Here is a 17,568-nt window from a genome sequence, read left to right as displayed (position 1 = left end):
ATATCAGCAGGTAACACGAAGCTAAGCGGGACCCCCCGCACAACCGCAGTTGTCCAGGCGTCAGGGGTCTCGCAACTCGGCAACACGCTACTCCCCCTCCGCCAGAACCGGACAACTTTGTCGCGCGTCAGTCACCGGATCGTGGAGAGAGCCCACCCAAAGCGGCAATGACCAGTCGAAACGCCGGTGCTGAAGATCACTTGGAGAGGCTGGTCCGCGCCACCCACCAGATCTGCACAGCCGTCCAGCCGAGCACCCCCGCGACGATCCCCCAGCCCATCGCGAGCCGGCCCGGCCACTCCGAGGAGATCACAAACACCATGATCACGCCGAGCAACGCGTACTTCACCACGTACGTCAGCAGCCCCAGCGGCAGCACCAGGGCCGGGCGCACGGTGTCGGCCCAGGCGAACACCAGGGTCGTCATGGTGAAGCTGACCGTCACGACGCCGACGCCCGCCGCGGCACCCACCGCGGCGTCGGCGCCCCCGGCGAAGAAGCCGACCGACGCCGCGCAGATCATCAGCGCGACCGAGAAGGCGGTGAGGAAGGGCAGGTGCTCCACCCGCCAGCGCGGGTCCTCCGGCAGCGGCGGCAGATCCGGCAGCGGCCGGTTGTCGTCGTCATAGTCGTCGCGGGCCGGCGCCGGCTGGGCGGCAGCCGGCTGGGCTGGGACCACGCGGTCGGCGGAGTCGTTCACGCCGGCACCCCCGCCCGGTCGTACGCCGGGAAGGCCCGGACCAGCTCGGCCACCTCGTCGGCGACCTCACGCAGCTGCGTGGCCCCGCCGACCGAGGCCGGGTCCGCGCGCACGGCCACGGCGATCAACCCGGCGATCTGGCGCATCTCGCCCTCGCGCATGCCCTGCGTGGTGACGCTGGGAGTGCCGACCCGGATGCCCGACGCCGTCATGGGCTGCTCCGGGTCGTACGGGATGGCGTTCTTGTTCAGGGTGATCCGGGCACGGTCGCAGCGCGCCTCGGCGTCGCGGCCACTGACCCCGGTGTCGCGCAGGTCGAGCAGGGCGAGGTGGGTGTCGGTGCCCCCGGAGACCGGGCGCATCCCCTCGGCGGCCAGCCCGGCGGCCAGCGCCTGGCTGTTCTTGACCACCTGGTGCGCGTACGACTGGAAGTCGGGCAGCGCCGCCTCGCGCAGGGCGACGGCCTTCGCGGCGACGGCGTGCATCAGCGGCCCGCCCTGGGTGAACGGGAAGACGGCCTTGTCGATGCGTGCGGCAAGCTCCTCACGACACAGGATCATGCCTCCCCGTGGTCCCCGCAGCACCTTGTGGGTGGTGCAGGTGACGACATCGGCATGCGCTACGGGCGACGGGACGGCCCGGCCGGCGACCAGCCCGATGAAGTGCGCGGCGTCGACCATGAGGTAGGCACCCACCTCGTCGGCGATGTCGCGGAAGGCCTTGAAGTCGATCAGCCGGGGATACGCCGTCGCGCCGCAGACGATGAGCTTGGGCCGGTGCGCCTGGGCCAGGTCGCGGACCTCGTCGTAGTCGATCAGCTCGGTGTCCCGGCGCACGGTGTATCCGACCGGGTGGAACCACTTGCCGGAGAAGTTGACCCGGCTGCCGTGGGTGAGATGGCCGCCGTGCGGCAACCCCATGGCCAGCACGGTGTCGCCCGGCTGAATGAGCGCCGCGTACGCCGCCATGTTCGCCGACGAGCCCGAGTGCGGCTGGACGTTGGCGTGCTCGGCCCCGAACAGCTCCCTGGCCCGGTCGACCGCCAGTTCCTCGGCCCGGTCGACCTCGGCGCAGCCGCCGTAGTAGCGCCGTCCCGGATACCCCTCGGCGTACTTGTTGGTCAGCGTCGAGCCGAGCGCGGCGAGGACGGCCGGGGAGGTGAAGTTCTCACTGGCGATGAGCTGCAGTCCGCCGCGCTGGCGGGTCAGCTCGCCCAGGATCACCTCGGCGATCTCCGGGTCCTCGTGTTCGAGCGCGCCGAAGTCGGGACCCCAGAAAGTCTCCATGACGCGCTCCCTCACCCTCGGCGACGCTGCCGAGATCGAGCATATGGCTTATGGGGGCCTGCCTGCGGGCACAGTGGTGGTATGCGTTGCCTCGTCACGGGCGCCACCGGATACATCGGTGGCCGCCTGACGCCCCGTCTGCTCGATGCCGGCCACTCCGTCGTCTGCCTGTCCCGCAGTGCCGCCCGGCTCCGCGACGTGCCCTGGGCGGGCCGGGCCGAGGTGGTGGAGGGCGACCTGTCCGACCCCGGCACGCTGCCGGCCGCCTTCGAGGGCGTCGACGTCGCCTACTTCCTCATGCACTCGCTCGGGCAGCCGGACTTCGAGCGGATCGACCGCGAGGCGGCGCACAACTTCGCCACCGCGGCCAAGGCGGCCGGGGTCAGCCGGATCGTCTACCTCGGTGGTCCCGAGCCACCACCCGACGAGCACCCGTCGGCCCACCTGCGTTCCCGGGCCGAGGTGGCGAAGATCCTGCTGGACAGCGGGGTGCCGACGGCGGTGCTGCGGGCTCCGGTGATCATCGGCTCGGGCTCGGCGTCGTTCGAGATGCTGCGCTACCTGACCGAGCGGCTGCCGATCATGATCACCCCGCGCTGGGTGCGCAACCGGATCCAGCCGATCGCCGTCCGGGACGTGCTGCGGTACCTGATCGGCGTGGCCACGCTGCCGGCGGACGTCAACCGGGGCTTCGACATCGGCGGGCGGGATGTGCTGACGTACCTGGAGATGATGCGCCGCTACGCCCGGGTCGCGGGTCTGCGCCGGCGGATCATCCTGCCGCTGCGTCCGCTGAGCCCGTGGCTGTCGGCGCACTGGGTGGGTGCGGTCACGCCCGTGCCCAATGCCATCGCCCGGCCGCTGGTCGGCAGCCTCATTCACGAAGCCTTCGCCCACGAGCACGACATCGCCGGGTACGTCCCCGACGATGGCCTGCTGGGCTTCGACGAGGCAGTGCAGCTGGCCCTGGGCAAGGTCCGCGACGCGAACGTGGAGACCCGCTGGTCGAACGCGGTGGGCCGGGACGCGGCGGCCGAGCCGCTGCCCAGCGATCCGGACTGGTCCGGCGGCAGCGTCTACGTCGACGAGCGCACCCGCACGGTGGCCGCACCCACCCGGGCGCTGTGGCGGGTGATCGAGGGTGTCGGCGGCGAGAACGGCTGGTACTCGTTCCCGCTGGCCTGGTCGGTGCGCGGCTGGATGGACCGGCTCGTCGGCGGCGTCGGCCTGCGCCGCGGCCGGCGCGACCGCAACCATCTGCTGGTCGGCGAGGCGCTGGACTGGTGGCGGGTCGAGGAGATCAGGCCGGGCGAGCTGCTGCGGCTGCGCGCCGAGATGAAGGTGCCGGGCCGGGCGTGGTTGGAGATGTCGGCCGAGCCCGGGCCGGACGGGACGAGCGTCTACCGGCAGCGGGCCATCTTCGTGCCGCGCGGGCTGGCCGGGCACGCGTACTGGGCGAGCGTGGTGCCGTTCCACGGGGTGATCTTCAGTGGCATGGCCCGCAACATCGCCCACCAGGCCAGCCGCTGACCGGCGGCCGCGCGCTCACCGGGCGGCGCGGCTCAGACGGTCCCGGACGGCCAGCCAGTCCTCGGTGGCCGGAGGCCGCTGCACGATGATCGTGCCCACCCCGGCGTCGTCCAGGCGGTGCAGGGCCGCGTAGAGATCCGCGGCGTACTCGCGGGGGTCCGCACTGAGCACCTCCGCCGCGTCGTAGTCGCCGGCCGTCTCGTAGCTCAGCACCGCGACCGGGGCGGCCAGGCCGTCTCGGGCCACCGCTTTCACGTCGTCGACGAGCAAAACCGTCGCCTTGGGGGCGTAGTGCCGCCGGCTCATGCCCGGCGAGGGCCGGGCCGTGCCGTCGGTGACCGCCTCAGGCAGCGCGATCGCGCCGGTCACCTCGCGCAACGGGCGCAGCGCCAGGGCACCCGGGCGCAGCAGCGTGGGCGTCGGCGTGGTCAGGTCGAGCACCGTCGACTCGATGCCCCACGAGGCCGGGCCGCCGTCCAGCACCAGCGGCACCTCCGGCAGGCTGCGCAGCACGTGCTCGGCGGTGGTCGGCGAGATGCCCTCCGAGCGGTTTGCGCTGGGCGCCGCCAGCGGCAGGTTCGAGGCCTCCAGCAGCTTCAGGGCCACCTCGTGGGCGGGCACCCGGATCGCGATCGTCGTCGTCGGGGCGCCCACCTGCGGCAGGTGCTTCGCCCGCTCGACGACCAGGGTCAGCGGGCCCGGCCAGAACCGCGCGGCCAGGTCGTTCGCGGCGTCGGGCCACTCGTGGGCCAGCGCGCGGGCCGCCGCCACGTTGGCCACGTGCACGATCAGCGGGTTCCAGGACGGGCGGTTCTTCAGGCGGTAGACCTCGGCCACGGCCGTGGCGGAGAAGGCGTGGGCGCCCAGGCCGTACACGGTCTCGGTGGGGAACGCGACGACGGACTCGTCCCGCAGCAGCTCCACCGCACGGCGCAGGCCGCCGGCGTCCGGTTCGACGATCGTCACGCGGGCCTCGGCGCTCCCGGCAGCAGGGCGTCCACGAGCGGGTACAGCGCCTCTTCGATGGTGTCGCCGATGCGCTGGAACGTCTGGTCGCCGCGGCCCCACGGGTCGTCGAGGTCGTCGCCGGGCTGCGGCTCCGTCTCGCCGCGCAGCCGGGCGGCCGCCGCGACCACGGCGGCGGCCCGGGCGGCGAATGTCTCCGGGTCGGTGCCGGCCGGCGGGAGCGGCTCGGACTCCAGGTCGCGCAGCAGCCGGGCCAGATGCCCGAGAACGAACGTGCGGCTGTCCGCACCCGGCACCAGGGCGTGCACGTAGTCGCTCTGGTCGGCCGTCGCGGTCAGGATCAGGTCGGCCCCGTCCAGCTGGGCGCTGGTCAGCTTGCGGGCCAGGAAGCCGTCGGTGCTGCCGCCGCGCAGGGTGATCTGCCGGGCCGCGGGCGGGTTCATCTCCTCGCCCTCGTGCCAGCCGCCGGTGCCGGCGCTGACACTGCGCAGCAGGTCATCGAGCTCCGCGTCGGGATCGAGCTTGCCGAGGCGCTGGGCGGCGGCCAGGACCAGCAGCCGCTCGGCCATCGGCGACCGGCAGATGTTGCCCATGCACACGTGCAGCACTGTGAACGGCATCGTCAGGACTCCACGGCCAGGATGTCCGGCACGACGTCACGCAGCTTCTCGAACGGCACCGCGCCGTTGCGCAGCACCCGGGGCACGTCGCCGGTGACATCGACGATCGTGCTCGGCGCCGGGTCGGCGGCCGCCCCGGCCTCCAGGTAGACGCGGACCGCGTACTCCAGCTGATCGCGGGCCTCCTCGGCGGTGACCGGCGCCGGCTGACCGATCTTGTTGGCCGTGGTGACGGCCATCGGGCCCACCTCGCGCAGCACCTCCAGCGCGACCGGGTGCAGCGGCATCCGGACCGCGACCACGCCGCCGGTGTCGCCCAGGTCCCACTGCAGGCTGGGCGAGTGCTCGACCATGATGGTCAGCGCGCCCGGCCAGAACGCGTCGGCCAGCTCACGCGCCGCCCGGGGCAGCGAATAGACCAGGCCGTCCAGCGTGTGCCGGGAGCCGACCAGCACCGGCGGGGGCACGCGCCGGTCCGCGCCGCGGGCGTTCTGCAGGGCATTGACGGCATGCGCGGTGAACGCGTCCGCACCCACGCCGTACACGGTGTCGGTGGGCAGCACGACGAGCTCACCGCTCTTGACCGCCTCGACAGCCGCGGCGATGCCGCGATCGCGCTCGGCCACGGCCCGACAGTCGTAGAGCATCACAAGTTGCAGTGTGCCATGGCGCGCACGAAGTGCCCTACACGCGGCGGGCCGTCGCATATCGTGGGCGACCGGTCAGGTCCTGATGGGCGGCGACCTCGGTGAAGTGCCCGTCGGCCCGCAGCAGCTCCGGCACCGCCGACGCGTGCACATCGTCGTGCTCGATGCCGAGCACGCCGCCGGGTCGCAGCAGCGCCGCCGCCAGGGCGATCACCGGCCGGATCACGACCAGGCCGTCCGCGCCACCGAAGACGGCCTCCGCCGGGTCGTGGTCGGCCACTTCCGGGGGTACGGCGGTCCCGTCCGGCACGTACGGCGGGTTGCACAGCAGCACGTCCACCATGCCCCGGCAGTCGGCCAGCAGCCCCGGATCCGTCACGTCGCCCGGCACCACCCGCACCACGGGGAACGCCGCGGCATTACGGCGCAGAAAGGCCAGCGCCGCCGGAGATCGTTCCACCGCGATGACCCGGTCCGGCGCGGCCTCGTCGGCTACCGAGCAGGCGATGGCGCCCGTACCGCTGCACAGGTCGACCACCGTGGCACCCGGCGCGGTGTGCTCGATCCCCCAGCCGGCCAGCAGCTCGGTCTCCGGCCGCGGCACGAACACCCCCTCACCCACCGCGAGCTCCAGATGCCGGAAGGCGGCCGTGCCGAGCAGATGCTGCAAGGGGATCCGCTGCGCCCGCTGCTCGACCAGCTCGGTGAACCGGCTCGCCTCGTCGCCGCGCACGGTGTCGATCAGCAGCAACCGGCCGCGTCCGACCCCGAGAACGTGCGCGGCGAGCAGTTCGGCATCGACGCGCGGCGACGAAACTCCCGCCTCGGCCAGCAGTGCGGTGGCCTTGGCCAGCACCGGGGCCAAGCGCGTCCGTTCCGTTCCGGTCGAGGGGTGTTCGTGCGTCGGCGTCACGGCATAATCATGGAACGTCGTCTCTCGACGGTGACCGGCCGGGTCACTCGGCGATGAACGGCGTCGGCGGGAGGGGCCTGGATGGCCGTGGCGGCACCATGACGTGGCTCGATCAGCTCGGCGACAACGTTGACGACCTGCGTACGGCGGGCAAGCTCCAGCAGGGCGGCCGGTCCGCGGAGGCGTTGACGATCCTCGACAAGGTGCTCGCCCGTACGACCGACCCGCTGACCCGGGCGTACGCGCTCGTCCAGCGGTTCGGCGCACTGATCAATCTGGGCCGGGTCGCCGAGTTCGCCACCGCGATGACGCTCGCCTCGAACGCGGTCCGGGAGACCTCCGACCCGTATCTGCGCGGTCAGATGCACGCCTTCGCGGCTCTGGGCGCCCACCTGCAGAGCGCCCTGGACCGCGGGGTCACCCACCTCGTGCAGGCCTCGCGGGCGCTGGCGGCGGTGCCGGACGGCGACAGCGAGACGGCGTGGGGCTGGCACGACCTCGCCATGGCGTACAGCTATCTCGGTTTTCACGGCCACGCGCTGACCGCGATCGAGCAGGCCCGGCAGGTCGGCGCCGCGGCCGGCATGGCCAGCGAGGTCTTCGCCGCGCCGGGCATCCGGCTCCGCAACGCGGTCTCGCTGGACCACCAGGGCGACACCGACGGCTGCCTGCGGGTGCTGCGCGACATCGACGCGGAGCTGACCCGCTACGTCGCCACCGGCGCCGACGTGCGGCTGCGCCCGAGCAGCCGGCCGGTCTACGGCTACGCGCTGGCCCGCCGGGCGGCCCTGGGCGAGTCCACCCAGACCGACGTGGCATCCCTGCTGACCGGCGGCGGCGACAGCGTCCGCTCCCGCGACCTGCGGCACCTCGGCACCGTGTGCCTCGACATCGCCGCCGACAAAGCCGGGGACGCGCTGCGCAAGCTCGACGCCGTACCGGTCTCCCAGGAGATCCTCGGCCCGGCCGAACCGGCCCGGCTGCGCAGCATCTGCCACTCCTCGGCCGGCGACCACGAGGCCGCGCACGCCGCCGACCGGCACGCCTTCCGGCTGGCCGCCCAGCGCATCGACCGGCTCCGCGACGGTTACCTGGACGGCGTCGCGGCCCGCCTCGACGCCGAGGAGACCCACCGCGACATGGGCCGCTACGGCGACGAGAACCTCACCGACCCGCTCACCGGCCTGCCCAACCGCCGCCAGCTCGAACGCTACGTGGCGGCGATGCTGGCCCGCGGCGAACGCGCGGCGATCGGCGTCTGCGACCTGATCGGCTTCACCGCGGTCAACGCCCGGCACGGCCGGCACTGCGGCGATCTGGTCCTCCAGCGCATCGCCGGCGTGCTCAACCGGGTCATGCGCCGCGGCGACTTCGTGGCCCGCTTCGCCGGCGACGAGTTCGTGGTGGTGCTGCCGGGCGCGGGGCCCACCCAGGCGGCCGAGGTCTCCCGGCGGATCAGCGCGGCCGCCGCGGCGGAGAACTGGCAGGTCCTGGTCCCGGGCACGCCGATCGGCCTGGCCGCCGGCTGGTCCGAGGTCGGCACCAACGGCCGTACGCTCAGCGCCGCCCTGGCCGCGGCAGCTTCGCACCGTACCCCCGCGTAGGACGCCGAAGTCCTACGCTCGAGGAATGGCGGTGATCGAGCTCGGGCTCGTCAGTGAGGGGGGCGACGAGCAGGACGCCCGGCCGGGCCGGCGCCCGCTCGGCCGGCGGGATCTGCGGTCGTTGCTCGTCGCCGTCGTCACGGCCGCCACCGTGCTCACGGTGACCGGTCGGCGCGGCCCGACCCGAGCGGGCTGACCGAGCTCTGGAGCATCCCGTTCGAGCTGGGCAGCGGCGCCTACATGCTCACTCCCGACAGCGTCTACGTGCTGACCCAGCCGGGGCAGGACCGGCTCAGCGCCTACGACCTGCGGACCGGCGGGCTGCGCTGGTCGCATCCCGCGCCGGACGACAGCAGCTGGCTGAGCGGCATCCGGGGCGGCGCGCTGCTGCTGCCGGCCGGACTGGCCACAGCGACGTACGAGGACGCCGACGGCTCCACCGTCACCCGCGAGTTCAACCGGGACACGGCCGCCGTCGACACCGTCAGCGGCCGCCTGCTCTGGCGGCAGCCCGGCGAGCTGATCACCGCCGAAGGCGACCGGGCCCTGCTCACCGAATGGAACAGGGCGGGCGACAAGGTCACCACCTTCCGGGCCGTACGGCTGCGCGACGGCAGCACCATCTGGTCCCGTCCGGCCGGGGAGATCGGCTCCTGGACCACCGACACCGCACCCGGCACCTCAGCCGAGCGCCTGGTGACCGTCACCACGCAGGGCCGGGCCGAGATCCTGGACCTGGACGACGGCTCGGTCGTGGCCACCGGCACGCTCCCCTGGCAGGCCCCGTCGGCGCCGGAGAACGACTACACGACGCTAATCATGGACGGCACGCAGCTCTACCTCGAACGCAACGAGGGCGACACGTCCACAGTGACCGCGTACGACACCGACACCCTGCGGCAGCTCTGGCGCATCCAGCAGACGGCGCCGGGCGGCGTCTACGGCTGCGGCCCGGTGGTCTGTCTCAACGGGACGAACGCCACCACCGGCCACGACCGCGCCACCGGCGAGGTGCGCTGGCGGATCGCCGGCGCCGCCAACGGCTTCCCGCTGCTCAACGGTCTGCTGCTGGTCGGCGACGACGAGACCGGCGAACGACACCGCCTGGTCGACACCGCCACCGGCCGGCAGCTCGTCGACCTGGGCACGGCGATGCCGGTCTGGGACTACCGGCTCGACGGCACCCGCTACGTGGTCGCCCGCGCCCAGAACTCCAACGACCTGACGCTGGTCAGCCAGGTGGACCCGGAAGCCGGCGAAGTGCTGTTACGCGGCACCGTCGCGGCGGTGCTCGACTTCGGCTGCCAGAGCAGCGGCGACCTGATCGTCTGCGAGACCTCGGACAACCGGCTGATCGTCACGGACGTCGGCTGATCTCCGTCTCACCGGCCAGCCGGGCGGCCCGGTCGGCCTCCGCCAGCGCGTCGAGCACCGGGTCCAGCTCCCCGCCGAGCACCAGGTCGAGGTTGTACGCGGTGTAGCCGATCCGGTGGTCGCTGATCCGGTTCTGCGGGAAGTTGTACGTCCGGATCCGCTCCGACCGGTCCACCGTGCGGACCTGCAGCTTGCGGGCGTCGGAGGCGGCCGCGTCGGCCTGCTCCTGGGCCATGGCGAGCAACCGGGACCGCAGGATGCGCATCGCCGACTCCCGGTTCTGCAGCTGGCTCTTCTCGTTCTGGCAGCTCACCACGGTGCCGGTGGGCAGGTGGGTGATGCGTACGGCCGAGTCGGTGGTGTTGACGGACTGGCCACCGGGACCCGACGACCGGAACACGTCGACCCGGATGTCGCCCGGCTCGATGTGCACGTCGACGTCCTCGGCCTCGGGCAGCACCAGCACCCCGGCGGCGCTGGTGTGGATCCGGCCCTGCGACTCGGTGACCGGCACCCGCTGCACGCGGTGCACGCCACCCTCCCACTTGAGCCGCGACCAGACGCCGTGGCCGCCCGCGGGCACACCCTTGGTCTTGACCGCGACCGAGACGTCCTTGACCCCGCCCAGATCGGAATCCTGCGCGTCGATGACCTCGACCACCCAGCCGTGCTTCTCCGCATACCGGGTGTACATCCGCAGCAGGTCGCCGGCGAACAGCGCCGACTCCTGACCACCCTCACCGGCCTTGATCTCGACGATCACGTCCTTGGCGTCGTGCGGGTCGCGCGGGATGAGCATCTCGCCGAGCTTCTCCTCCAGCGGCGCCAGCACGGCCGCGACCGCCTCGACCTCGGAGACGAACGAGGAATCCTCGGCGGCGAGCTCCTTGGCGGCAGCCAGGTCGGCGCGGGCGGCCTCCAGCTCGGCGTTGGCGGCGTAGAGCGGCGCGAGCTCGGCGAAGCGCCGCCCGACCCGCCGCACCAGGGCCTGGTCGGAGTGGATGGAGGGGTCCTCCATCTGCTTCTCGAGCTGCGCGTACTCCTCGAGCAGGGTCGACAACCGGTCTGTGCTCACGCCGCGCCTCCTTCACTGGGGATCGAACACACGAACGGCGCCCGACCCCGGATTCCGGGGTGGGCGCCGTCGAGGTAGCTACTTCTTCTTGGCCGCGTTGACCTTCGCGTACTTGGCCTGGAACTTGGCGACCCGGCCCGCGGTGTCCAGCACGCGCTGCTTGCCTGTGTAGAACGGGTGGCAGGCGCTGCAGGTCTCGACGCGGATCTCGCCGCCCTTGGCGGTGCTGCGGGTCGTAAAGGTGCTGCCGCAGGAGCAGATGACCTCGGTCGAGGTGTACTCCGGGTGGATACCGCTCTTCATGGTTACTCGGTCCCTCTCGATGAAAGTGGTCGCCGGGTCGCCGTCAGCACCGAACCGCCCCGCTAGGGCGGACGACTCGAGCGTGAACCGGAACCTTTACTGGCCGATGGACCAGTCTGCCATGTCACGTGCCCTGATCCGAAATCAGGAGGCGTTCCTGCGTCCGTGATCGATAACGTGAGCCGCCCTCACCGCATTCCCGCGGCGGGGATCGCACGGAAGGAATTGTCATGACGCTGCTCGCGGACGTCCTGGACCCGGCCGAACTGGCTTCGGCGGTCGAAAACGGGCACGTGCGGGTCCAGCGTCACCCGTCGCGGCCGTACGAGATCTACAACTACACCGAGGCCTGCCAGTACGCCGGCGCCTGGACCCCGGTCACGCTGGCCTGCCGCGGCCTGATCGTGACGGGCGACACAGTGCTGGCCCGGCCCTGGCCCAAGTTCTTCAATCACTCTGAGGGCCACGCGCCCCGGCTGCGGCCGGACGCGCCCGTCTCGGTGACCGACAAGGCCGACGGCAGCCTGGGCATCATCTTCCCCGACGAGGACGGGTGGGCGGTCGCGACGCGGGGCTCGTTCACCTCGGACCAGGCGCGGCACGCGACCGCGGTGCTGCGCACCCGTTACCCGGACTTCACGCCGCCCGCGGGGCTCACCGTGCTGGTCGAGATCGTCTACCCGGCCAACCGGATCGTGCTCGACTACGGCGGCCTGGACGACCTGATCCTGCTCGGCGCCGTCGACATCGCGACCGGCCGCACCTTCGGCCCGGCCGCCGTGCCGCTGTGGCCGGGCCCGGTCGTGGAGTCGTTCGCGCACGCGACGCTGGCCGAAGCGCTCGCCGCACCGCCGCGGGACGGCCGGGAGGGGCTGGTCGTGCATCTCACCGACTCCGACGAGCGGGTGAAGATCAAGTACGCGGAGTACGTACGGCTGCACCGGCTCGTCACCGGGCTCTCCGCCCGTACCGTATGGGAGGTGCTGGTCTCCGGCGGTGACCTGGACGCGCTGACCGAACCGCTGCCCGACGAATTCCACGCGTGGGTCAGCGCGGTGGCCGCCGAGCTGACCGGCGCCGTCGCGGCGCTGGCCCAGGCCGTCGAGGCCGAGTTCGCGGCGATCGTCGCCGACCTGCCGGCGGGCTGGGGCCGGCGCGAGTTCGCGGCCCGGGCCGTGCGCAGCGAGCACCGTGGGGCACTCTTCCTGCGGCTCGACGACAAGGACTACCGTCCCGGCCTGTGGCAGCTCGTCCGGCCGGCGGGCGACGTCACCCCCGGCGGCAACCAGGTGAGTGAGGAATGACCAGACTGCTGATCACCCGGGGGCTGCCCGCCTCGGGCAAGACCACCTTCGCGCGCAAGCTGCAGCCGCAGGTCGTCCGGGTCAACCGCGACGACCTGCGGCGGATGCTGCACGGGCAGCGCCTGTTCACCCAGTGGGCCGAGGGCCAGGTGACGCACGCCCAGCGGGCCGCCGTGGAGGCCCTGCTGCGCGCCCACGCCGACGTGATCGTCGATGACACCAACCTGCGGGCCAAGACGGTACGGGAGTGGGCCGAGCTCGCCGCGCGTTTCCACGCGAGTTTCGAGGTGCACGACTTCACCGATGTGCCGCTGGAGGAGTGCTTGCGGCGGGACGCCGGGCGGCCCGACGACGAGCGGGTCGGTGAGGCCGGGATCCGCCGGATGCATCAGCGGTATCTGGCCGGCAAGAACCTGCCGCTGCCGGTCCCGTACGTCGATCCGGGCGGGCCGGGTGTCGTCTACGACCCGGATCCGGAGCTGCCGCCGGTGGTGCTGGTGGACATCGACGGCACGGTGGCGCTGATGAACGGCCGCAGCCCGTACGACTGGGGCCGGGTCGGCGAGGACGCGCCGAATCCGGCGGTCATCGCGGCGGTGCGGGCCATGCACGCGGCCGGGCACGCCATCGTCTTCTGCTCGGGGCGGGACGAGGTGTGCCGCGCCGAGACCGAGGCCTGGCTGGACCTCTACGTCGATGTGCCGTACGAAGGACTCTTCATGCGGCCCGAGGGGGACTCGCGCAAGGACGCCGTCGTCAAGCGGGAGATCTTCGATCGGGAGATCCGCGACCGCTGGCGGGTCATCGGGGTTTTCGACGACCGTCAGCAGGTGGTACGTATGTGGCGCGCCCTGGGCCTGACGGTGTTCCAGGTGGCGGAGGGGGACTTCTGATGGACGGGCGGGACGGGAAGTATCCGCGGACTTTCCACCTGCCCGACTCCCCCGGCGCCACCGCCGACGACAGGATCCAGCACGATCTGTCCTGGTTGGACGGTGAGCTGGTGGTGACGGAGAAGCTCGACGGCGGCAACCTCACCTTCACCCGCGACGCCATGTACGCCCGTTCCGTCGACTCCGGCACCAATCCGTGGGACCGGCCCGCCAAGGCATTGTGGGCGATGACGGCGTACCGGATCCCGGACGACTGGCGGGTCTGCGGCGAGTCCATGTGGGCCCGCCGCAGCATCGCCTACACGGACCTGCCGGGCGTCTTCATCGTCTTCGGCATCTGGGACGAGACGGACACCTTGCTCGGCTGGGACGACACCGTCGACTGGGCGCAGCGCCTGGAGCTGCCGGTGGTCCCGGTCCTGTACCGCGGCGGCAGCCTCAGCGAGGCCCGCGCGGCCTGGGCGAAAACCCGCGATGCCGAGACGTCCGAAGGTTTCGTGGTCCGCAGCGCGGGCCGCATCCCGGCTGCCGAGTTCTCCCACCGGCTCCTCAAATGGGTCCGCGAGGACCACGTCCGCACCGACGCCGCCTGGCGGCACCGCGACGACTTCCCGCTCAACGAGTTCGCCTGAGCCGAAGTTTGCCACGCACGGACATGTCATCGGCGGGAGCGACGGTCAGCGCCATGCAACCACGCACGACCGGACATTGATTTTGATCTTGCTATCCCGTGAAGGGGCAGCGGGTCCCGTCGCGCGACAAGGCCTGCGCCTCGGGGTCCAGGTAGAAGTTCGGGCGCAGGTCGAGCTCCTCGTAGTAGCGGTGGAAGACCGGCGTGATGCCACCGGACATCGGCGGCACGATCCAGGTCCAGTCCGCCGGCACCCGGCGGCCGGCCTTCTCCTCGTTGCGCAGGTGGGTCAGGAAGCGGGCCGATTCGGTGTGGTGGTCGGTGATCTTCATACCGGCCTTCTCGTACGAGTGCAGCACCGCCCGGTTCAGCTCGACCAGCGCCCGGTCCCGCCACAGCGTCGACTCGCGGCTGGTGTCGAGTCCCATCCGGGCGGCGACGATCGGCAGCATGTTGTAGCGGTCGGTGTCGGCCAGGTTGCGAGCGCCGATCTCCGTGCCCATGTACCAGCCGTTGAACGGCGCCAGCGGGTACTGCACGCCGCCGATGGTGAGCCGCATGTTGGCGATCGCGGGGACAGCGTGCCAGCGCAGGCCGAGCTCCGCGAACCAGCCGAACTCGGGATGGGTCAGCGGCACCTCGAGGATGGCGCGTTCCGGGAGCTCGTAGAGGCGTACGCCCTCGGCCGGCGTCTCGATCGCCACCGGCAGCACGTCGAAGGCCTCACCCTTGCCGCGCCAGCCGAAGCCCTGCATGGCGGCGGTGAACTGCTCGTTGCGCGGGTCCCCGACAGAGCTGCCGTCCTCGGTGCGGTAGCCCGCGTAGCGGATCAGCTGCTCGTTCCAGACCCGCGCGTACGGCTGGCCGGGCAGCGCCGGCGCGAAGATGCTGATGACCGGCCGGATCGCGCCCGGGCGTTCGCTGCCGCCGCCGGCGGTCTGCAGGTGGTGCACCAGCAGCGAGAAGATGTCGTCCGCGGTCCGGGCCCGGCGGCGGTCCAGCACGACCAGGCTGCGCCAGTAGAGCCGGCCGATGCAGCGGCTCGCGTTGCGCCAGGCCATCTTCGCCCCGTACGCCAGCTCCTCGGTGGTGTGCACGTAGCCGCCGGTCGCCGCGATCTGCGCGCGCACGATGGCCAGTCGCGGCTCGACCGGGCCGAGCCGGGGGTTCTCGACGTAGCACTGCCGCAGGAAGTCCTCGGCCTCCCCGGGATCGACCGGTGCGATCGGGTCCCATCTCTCGGTCGGTTGGTCCCGGTAGCCAGGGATCATCGAGCGTCCTCCCCACGTTGAGCTGAGGTGTGGAGGGAGATTCGCATGACCCCGTCCGGGAGCAAACGCACCCGTTGTGCGACAAAGGGGCAGCCACCTCGCGGTGACTGCCCCTTTATGCCGTTTTCGGGCGTTTACTCGCCAGGCGTGGACTTGGCGATCTGCATCAGGAACTCGATGTTCGTCCGGGACTGCTTGAGCCGGTCGAGCAACAGGTCCAGAGCCGCCGAGGACTCCAGCGAGCTCAGCACCTTGCGCAGCTTGTGGACGATCGCCAGCTCTTCCTTGCCGAGCAGGATCTCCTCCTTGCGGGTGCCGGACGGGTGGATGTCGATGGCCGGGAACGTACGCCGGTCAGCGATCTTCCGGTCGAGCTTGAGCTCGGCGTTACCCGTGCCCTTGAACTCCTCGAAGATGACGGTGTCCATCATCGAGCCGGTCTCCACCAGCGCCGTCGCGAGAATGGTGAGCGAGCCACCGTTCTCGATGTTGCGTGCCGCGCCGAGGAACCGCTTCGGCGGGTACAGCGCGGTCGAGTCGATACCACCGGACATGATGCGACCGGAGGCCGGCGCGGCCAGGTTGTACGACCGGCCGAGCCGGGTGACCGAGTCGAGCAGCACGACGACGTCGTGACCCAGCTCGACCAGGCGCTTGGCCCGCTCGATGGCCAGCTCGGCGACCGTGGTGTGGTCCTGCGGCGGCCGGTCGAACGTGGCCGCGATGACCTCGCCCTTCACCGAGCGCTGCATGTCGGTGACCTCTTCGGGCCGCTCGTCGACCAGCACGACCATCAGGTGGCACTCGGGGTTGTTGTGGGTGATCGCGTTGGCGATCGCCTGCAGCACCATCGTCTTACCGGCCTTCGGCGGCGAGACGATCAGGGCCCGCTGGCCCTTGCCGAGCGGCATGACCAGGTCGATGACCCGGGTGGTGAGGATGTGCGCCTCGGTCTCGAGACGCAGCCTCTCCTGCGGGTACAACGGGGTCAGCTTGTAGAACTCGGGACGCCGGCGGGCCTCCTCGGGCTCCATGCCGTTGATGGTGTCCAGCCGGACCAGCGGGTTGTACTTGTCCCGGCGCTGGTCACCACTGCCGCTGTCGCGCGGTGCGGCCCGCACGGCACCGGTGACGGCGTCCCCGCGACGCAGCCCGTGCTTCTTGACCTGCGACATGGAGACGTAGACGTCGTTGGGACCGGACAGGTAACCCGTGGTGCGGACGAACGCGTAGTTGTCCAGCACGTCGAGGATGCCGGCCACCGGCACGAGCACGTCGTCCTCGTTGACGTGCGGCTCGCGGCCACTGTCACGACCGCTGTCCCGGCCACCATCGCGGCCACCGTCCCGACCGCCGTCGCGGCCACCACCGGTGCCGCCGCCCTCGCCGTCGCGGTCCCGGCCACGCCGGCGGTCCCGGAACCGGCTGCGCCGGCTACGCCGGCCGCCTTCGCCGTTGTCGCCGTCCTCGTCGTCCGGGCCGTCGTTGCGCGGGCCCCGGTCGTTGCGGTCGGTGCGCTCGTTACGGTCGTTGCTGCCCCGGTCGGGGCGGTCGTTGCGGTCGCCGCCCTCGGTCCGCTGCGGGTTGCGCTGGCGGTCCCGGTTGCGCGTCTCGCCCCGCTCCGGCCGGTCCCCCCGGTCGGTGCGTTCGGTGTCGACCTGGCCGTCGGCCGGTGCGCTGTCGCGCCGGCTCTCGCCCTGGTCGCGGCCGTTCTGGTCACGACCGGCCTGGTCGCGGCCACCCTGCTCACGGCCACTCTGCTCACGGCCGTTCTGCTCCCGACCGGCCTGGTCGCGGCCGCCCTGGTCGCGGCTGGACTGGTCGCGGCGGGTGCGGCGGGCCGGCTCGGCCTCGGTCGCGGGCTGCTCGGTTGCCGGAGCCGCGGACTGGGCGGCGGCGGGCTGGGCCTGCGTCTCGGGAGCCGGAGCCGTCGGGGCCTCGACCGCTGCCGCCTGGACTGCCGGAGCCTCGACTACAGGAGCCTGGGCCGCCGGGGCCTGGGCCGCCGGAGCCTGGGCCGCGGGCTCGGCCGCCGTGGCAGCGGAGCCGTTCGTCGTGCGCGGGCGCGGGGTGCTGGTGGCCTTGGCCGAGGCAGTCGAGGCAGCCGGGGCCCCGCCGCTCTGGCGCTCCGAGATGGCGGTGATGAGCTCGCCCTTGCGCATCCGCGCAGTGCCGGAAATGCCGAGGGAGGCGGCGAGACTCTGCAGCTCGGGCAGCAGCATCGCCGACAGCCCGGTGCCGCCGCGGCGACGCTTGGTGACAGCAGCGGTGGTAGCGCCGTCAGCGACGTCAGAAACACCCGACGTCACGTCGGTGGTGTCGCTCAATGGATTCCTTCCGTCGAAAAAGCCAAGTCCACCCGGGTCTGCAGCCTGGTGGCCGGGTGCCCTCGGAACCCGCTTCGCAACTGCGGCGCGGGAGTTTGCAGCACGGCAGCTCGACGGTTTCCCG

At 72.0% G+C, this 17,568-nt stretch carries 17 protein-coding genes; 7 read left to right on the top strand and 10 right to left on the bottom strand.

The features are described 5' to 3' along the window. Positions 1-196 precede the first annotated feature (196 nt). Positions 197-700, bottom strand: a complete 504-nt coding sequence (locus tag ACZ6S4_RS39000) for a hypothetical protein (RefSeq protein WP_465479718.1) — start codon at positions 698-700, stop codon at positions 197-199. Next, positions 697-1,986: a serine hydroxymethyltransferase gene (locus ACZ6S4_RS38995; protein ID WP_465479717.1), complete on the bottom strand. Its 1,290-nt coding sequence runs from the start codon at positions 1,984-1,986 to the stop codon at positions 697-699. The genes ACZ6S4_RS39000 and ACZ6S4_RS38995 overlap by 4 nt, the downstream gene beginning before the upstream one ends. 81 nt (positions 1,987-2,067) lie before the next feature. Between ACZ6S4_RS38995 and ACZ6S4_RS38990 the strand changes: the two genes are divergently transcribed. Next, positions 2,068-3,516, top strand: a complete 1,449-nt coding sequence (locus ACZ6S4_RS38990; protein ID WP_465479716.1) for an SDR family oxidoreductase — start codon at positions 2,068-2,070, stop codon at positions 3,514-3,516. A 15-nt stretch (positions 3,517-3,531) separates the two neighbouring features. Here ACZ6S4_RS38990 and ACZ6S4_RS38985 read toward each other — a convergent pair whose 3' ends face one another. From ACZ6S4_RS38985 to prmC, 4 genes are read right to left on the bottom strand one after another with little or no spacing between them, the layout of a single operon-like run. Then, positions 3,532-4,482 carry an L-threonylcarbamoyladenylate synthase gene (locus ACZ6S4_RS38985; protein ID WP_465479715.1) on the bottom strand — a complete coding sequence of 317 codons (951 nt, stop codon included), beginning with the start codon at positions 4,480-4,482 and terminating at the stop codon, positions 3,532-3,534. Further along, positions 4,479-5,102 carry an arsenate reductase/protein-tyrosine-phosphatase family protein gene (locus tag ACZ6S4_RS38980; protein WP_465479714.1) on the bottom strand — a complete coding sequence of 208 codons (624 nt, stop codon included), beginning with the start codon at positions 5,100-5,102 and terminating at the stop codon, positions 4,479-4,481. Before ACZ6S4_RS38980 ends, ACZ6S4_RS38985 begins: the two co-directional genes overlap by 4 nt. A gap of 2 nt (positions 5,103-5,104) precedes the next feature. Then, a complete protein-coding gene (locus ACZ6S4_RS38975) occupies positions 5,105-5,749 on the bottom strand; it encodes an L-threonylcarbamoyladenylate synthase (protein WP_465479713.1) in 645 nt (214 codons plus the stop codon). A 37-nt stretch (positions 5,750-5,786) separates the two neighbouring features. After that, positions 5,787-6,662, bottom strand: a complete 876-nt coding sequence (gene prmC / locus ACZ6S4_RS38970; RefSeq protein ID WP_465479712.1) for a peptide chain release factor N(5)-glutamine methyltransferase — start codon at positions 6,660-6,662, stop codon at positions 5,787-5,789. 98 nt (positions 6,663-6,760) lie between these two features. On the opposite strand from prmC, the gene ACZ6S4_RS38965 reads away from it, so the two are divergent. Genes ACZ6S4_RS38965 through ACZ6S4_RS38955 form a run of 3 tightly spaced genes read left to right on the top strand, consistent with a single transcriptional unit; the run spans position 6,761 to position 9,640 of the window. Then, positions 6,761-8,266, top strand: a complete 1,506-nt coding sequence (locus tag ACZ6S4_RS38965; RefSeq protein WP_465479711.1) for a GGDEF domain-containing protein — start codon at positions 6,761-6,763, stop codon at positions 8,264-8,266. Between the two features lie 25 nt (positions 8,267-8,291). Then, positions 8,292-8,462 (top strand): hypothetical protein, encoded by a 171-nt coding sequence (locus tag ACZ6S4_RS38960; RefSeq protein WP_465479710.1) that lies wholly within the window; start codon positions 8,292-8,294, stop codon positions 8,460-8,462. Between the two features lie 44 nt (positions 8,463-8,506). Beyond that, the gene (locus ACZ6S4_RS38955; protein ID WP_465479709.1) at positions 8,507-9,640 is read left to right on the top strand and encodes an outer membrane protein assembly factor BamB family protein; all 1,134 of its coding nucleotides are present in this window, start codon (positions 8,507-8,509) and stop codon (positions 9,638-9,640) included. On the opposite strand, the gene prfA is transcribed toward ACZ6S4_RS38955, so the two are convergent. Together prfA and rpmE are read right to left on the bottom strand one after the other, a co-directional pair. Next, entirely contained in the window at positions 9,624-10,715 is a 1,092-nt protein-coding gene (gene prfA, locus ACZ6S4_RS38950; protein WP_465479708.1) for a peptide chain release factor 1, read from the bottom strand. The genes ACZ6S4_RS38955 and prfA overlap by 17 nt on opposite strands. Before the next feature lie 78 nt (positions 10,716-10,793). Next, positions 10,794-11,018 carry a 50S ribosomal protein L31 gene (gene rpmE, locus ACZ6S4_RS38945; protein WP_184955233.1) on the bottom strand — a complete coding sequence of 75 codons (225 nt, stop codon included), beginning with the start codon at positions 11,016-11,018 and terminating at the stop codon, positions 10,794-10,796. Positions 11,019-11,248: 230 nt separating this feature from the next. Here rpmE and ACZ6S4_RS38940 point away from each other — a divergent pair, with 230 nt between their 5' ends. From ACZ6S4_RS38940 to ACZ6S4_RS38930, 3 genes are read left to right on the top strand one after another with little or no spacing between them, the layout of a single operon-like run. Further along, the gene (locus ACZ6S4_RS38940; protein ID WP_465479707.1) at positions 11,249-12,322 is read left to right on the top strand and encodes an RNA ligase; all 1,074 of its coding nucleotides are present in this window, start codon (positions 11,249-11,251) and stop codon (positions 12,320-12,322) included. After that, complete coding sequence (locus ACZ6S4_RS38935) at positions 12,319-13,215, top strand: phosphatase domain-containing protein (protein WP_451914514.1); 897 nt, start codon at positions 12,319-12,321, stop codon at positions 13,213-13,215. Before ACZ6S4_RS38940 ends, ACZ6S4_RS38935 begins: the two co-directional genes overlap by 4 nt. Continuing rightward, positions 13,215-13,847, top strand: coding sequence for an RNA ligase family protein (locus tag ACZ6S4_RS38930; RefSeq protein WP_465479706.1), 633 nt, complete (start codon positions 13,215-13,217; stop codon positions 13,845-13,847). Before ACZ6S4_RS38935 ends, ACZ6S4_RS38930 begins: the two co-directional genes overlap by 1 nt. Before the next feature lie 91 nt (positions 13,848-13,938). Here ACZ6S4_RS38930 and ACZ6S4_RS38925 read toward each other — a convergent pair whose 3' ends face one another. Both ACZ6S4_RS38925 and rho read right to left on the bottom strand, forming a co-directional pair. After that, entirely contained in the window at positions 13,939-15,117 is a 1,179-nt protein-coding gene (locus ACZ6S4_RS38925; protein ID WP_465479705.1) for a nitric oxide synthase oxygenase, read from the bottom strand. 134 nt (positions 15,118-15,251) lie between these two features. Then, entirely contained in the window at positions 15,252-17,444 is a 2,193-nt protein-coding gene (gene rho / locus ACZ6S4_RS38920) for a transcription termination factor Rho (RefSeq protein ID WP_465479704.1), read from the bottom strand. Positions 17,445-17,568 lie beyond the last annotated feature (124 nt).

The organism is Actinoplanes sp. NPDC051405 (assembly GCF_055586185.1).
Note: the sequence above shows the minus strand (reverse complement) of the source record. Positions and strands in the feature narration are given on the sequence as shown.